The sequence below is a fragment of the Microcoleus sp. Aus8_D2 genome, assembly GCF_036702665.1.
Classification (GTDB): Bacteria; Cyanobacteriota; Cyanobacteriia; order Cyanobacteriales; family Microcoleaceae; genus Microcoleus.
The window spans coordinates 100,881-104,133 of the sequence record NZ_JAUBUN010000028.1 but is presented as its reverse complement, the minus strand read 5'-3'; the positions used below and the strand labels follow the sequence as shown (position 1 = coordinate 104,133).

General features: G+C 45.4%; 1 protein-coding gene. It reads right to left on the bottom strand.

What is annotated here, in order from left to right:
- Window positions 1–2,844, bottom strand: a 2,844-nt coding sequence (locus tag QUB64_RS21260) for a DUF7948 domain-containing protein (RefSeq protein ID WP_333274790.1), incomplete at its 3' end; no start/stop codon positions are given.
- Between the last annotated feature and the right edge of the window lie 409 nt (window positions 2,845–3,253).

Here is a 3,253-nt window from a genome sequence, read left to right as displayed (position 1 = left end):
AATCGGTGTGGCGATCGGGCTAATTTGATTGCCAGTATTAAAGCTAATGTTAACGGGTGCGATCGGTTGCGAAGTTAGTTTGATTTTGTAACTGCCAGTGGCACCGCCTTCTGTAGCAGTGATGTTGGTAGGTGCAACGCTGAAACCCGCAGTATCGTTATCGGTAATGGCGACATTGACACCCCCAATGGTGATGCCATTATACTTGGCATCGGTGCTGGTGGCAGTATGGGCGATCGCACCTGTATGATTTCCTTCAACTAAATTGTCGTCAACAGCAGCCACCGCCACAGTTTGAGCAACATTCCAATTAGTTGTGGTAAAAGTCAGTGCGGTAATTGGTTTAATTTGACTGCCTGTAGCCACGTTAATCGTAACAGGTGCCGTTGGTTGAGTATTTAATTTAACGGTATAACTGCCAGTTGCACCGCCTTCCGTCGCAGTCGTAGTAGCAGGAGTAATGGTAACGCCTGCGATGTCGTTATCGGTGATGTTCGCATTGACAGCGTTGCCCGCAGTACCGTTAACTGTAAAACTTGCAGTCGCGCCGTTATAATTAGCATCGGTACTGATAGCACTGTGAGCAATAGTACCGCTATGTGGCGAAGTTTCTATTACTGGATCGTCAACTGCGCTGACTGTCACGGTTTGCGGTAAAAACCAGTTAGTTGGAGTGAAAGAAAGGCCAGCAATCGGTTGAATTTGAGTGGCGGTGTTGAGGGCGATCGCCACATTTGCAGTAGGCTGATTAGTCAGCACAACTGTATAAGTATCCGTCGTGCCGCTTTCAGCTACATTAGTGCTGCCGCCCGACTCAACAATCTTTACCTGCGGCCCCCCAGGAATTAGTTTAGTAATAAAAACATCAAAGTCACCTCCCCCATTCGCCGCTTGCAAAGGATTCGCTGTTGGGAAATTAGTAGACTTAGTAGCTCCCGCCACATAAACTGCACCATTCGCATCCACCCCAATACCATTACCGTAGTCGTCGCCGCTGCCGCCAAGATAAGTAGAATCAACTAAGGCAGAACCCGATGAATTTATTTTTGTGACAAAAGCATCTTTCCCGCCACCACTGACACTTTGAATAGCATTCTTAGTCGGGAAATTAGTCGAAGTAGTGTTTCCCGCTACATAAACATTACCCGCACTGTCTACAGCAATCCGATTGCCGTTGTCATCTCCGCTACCGCCCAAATAAGTTGAATAAATCAAGGAAGTACCGTTAGGACTCAGCTTGCTGACAAAAGCATCATTAGCACCACCTGCATTCGTATCTTGAATCGGACTAACTGTAGGGAAATCAGTTGAGGCGGTATTTCCCACAACATAAGCATTTCCAGAACTGTCTACAGCGATATTATTACCTAAGTCATCACCACTGCCACCTAAATAGGTGGAATAAGTACGGGCACCATTTGCGTCAAATTTACTGACAAAAGCATCAGATTGACCGCCTATAAGTGTATCAGCGGGATAATAACTGACTGGCAAGTCAGTCGAATAAGTATTTCCGGTAACGTAGGCATTACCATTATTGTCTAGTGCAATGGCTTGAGCGCCTTCGCGAGCACTCCCGCCGAAATAAGTAGAGTAAACTAAAGCACTGCCGGTTGGATTAACTTTAGTAATAAACGCATCTATGCCACCTCTGTATGTAGGTTGGGAGGCATTGGCAGTAGTGGGGAAACCGTCACCTGTGATTCCGGTAACATAAGCATTGCCGTTACTGTCTACCGCAATGCCGTTGCCTAGGGCGCCACTGGTGCTCTTGCCTAAAAAGGTAGAATAAACTAACGCATTGCCCGCTGCATTGAGTTTAGTTACCGCAGCAGTGTAATTAGGTGCTGTCGGTTGAAAAGCACCCGGTGTAGTTGGATAACCAGGATCGACTTGTCCGGTTAAATAAGCATTGCCTTGAGTGTCTACCGCAATGCCATGACCGTATTCATTGTTAGGGCCGCCGATATAAGTAGAGTAAACTAAGGCGGTTCCTTCGGGGTTAATTTTGGTAACTAAGAAATCAGCTTGACCCCCTGGTGTAGTTTGGAAAGCACCGGGAGTAGTAGTAAAATTGTTAACAGTAGTTCCAATAATGTAAGCCGCACCTGTGCTATCTACGGTCATGCGGTTGGCAGAGTCAGAGCCACTACCGCCCAGGTAAGTCGAGTAAGCTAAAACCGGATCGATAACTAGGGGTTGAGTGCGGTCAAAATCTCCCAAACTAAAACCTACTTGACCGTTTCCTAATAAATTGTAAGCAGCGGTAACATTCACCCGCGTGCCGTTGATGTCTTGATAAACTATCGGTGCGTTATCAATCAATTCGCCCAGCGGTGTTTCTAAGATTAGTGCTCCGTCGTCTCGCAACCGGATATCGCTAACTCCACTATAGTTCATCCGAATTTGACTCGGATCTGCTAAAGGTGCTACCAGGAATTCGCTTTTTAGTTGTCCTTCTGTTCCTTTAAAAACGCGGTCAATTCCTTGATAGACGTTGTGATAAACGACGCCGTTAAATGTGGGAACATTCCTATGCCATTGACTCGAATCTTCGCCTAAGAGAAAGTTAGCAACTCCGGGCAATTGTTCCAACCCGGAAATTGTCGGATTCGGGTTGCTGTCTGCTAAGCTGCTGCGGACAGTGGAAGAAGTTGCTGTTGCTGGATTTCCCGGTTCAGTTGGTGTAGAGAAAGCAGTGAAGGAGATTTCGTTGGGACTGAAAAAGATGCTGTGACCTGCGCCTTTCACCTGGAATTTCACAGATGGATCTGTTTGTCCAGAGTTCGCAATAAAACTTAAGGGAATTTGACCGTAAGATGATTGTTGATTTTGAGCGTTCATGGTTGGTATCCCTGTTTAATTTATAAGAGTTGTTGCTAAAGTAGAAAAAATTTCCATTCAGGAGTATAAGTATTGCCGAACTAACCAGCAAGGACTGAAATCCTTACTACAAAAAGGTTATTTTTAGACTTTTGCATACTCTACAGGAATACCACTGCTGCTGTCTAGTAAATTCTTGCGGAAAATTGGCGAAAAATATGAATTTCTTGCTCAATTTATGGGATTTTTATGAATAATTGTAACAACTGGCGATCGACGGTGCGATCGATCGATAATTTAATCTAGATTAGTCAGTCGGTTTTAACTGAGATCTTGCAGCATTCTCAATAAACCTGTAGGGGCGGGTTCGCCAACAAACATCGAAGGCAGCAGACAGCTTAAATAAACCCGCCCAGCCCCACAAAAAATC